General features: G+C 73.4%; 1 pseudogene. It reads right to left on the bottom strand.

Annotated elements, in window-relative coordinates:
• Positions 1-428 (bottom strand): annotated as a pseudogene (locus MKK63_RS24285) (porin family protein); the annotation flags it as partial.
• Position 429 lies beyond the last annotated feature (1 nt).

Raw genomic sequence — 429 nt, 5'->3', positions numbered from 1 at the left:
CCGCGCACGGTGCCGAAGTAGTCGAGGCTCGACAGGCCGCGCGGGTCGGTGACGTAGTAGCCGGGGGCGAGCGCGCCGCCGGAGAGGAAGGAGCTGTTCCGGCTGCGGCCGAAGTCGAGGTACTGGGCGTCGGCCTCGATGCCGACGACGACGCCGTTGCGCGGAGTCAGCTGGCAGGTGTAGCCGATCTGGGCGCCGCCGGACAAGCCGTCCTGGCTGTTGTTGCGGAAGGTGGCGACGGTGCCGGGGGTGGCGTAGGGGAAGGGCACGCCGCAGCTGTTGCCGGTGGAGCGGCTGGAGGCGTCGAAGGCGTAGCCGGCGTTGATACCGAAGTAGGCGCCCGACCAGGTGAACACCGGCACGGGGGTGAACACGGGCGGCGGGGCGGCGCGGCGCGGCAGGTCGGCGGCCGAGGCGGCGGCGGTCAGG

Source organism: Methylobacterium sp. J-088, from assembly GCF_022829295.1.
Classification (GTDB): Bacteria; Pseudomonadota; Alphaproteobacteria; order Rhizobiales; family Beijerinckiaceae; genus Methylobacterium.
Note: the sequence above shows the minus strand (reverse complement) of the source record. Positions and strands in the feature narration are given on the sequence as shown.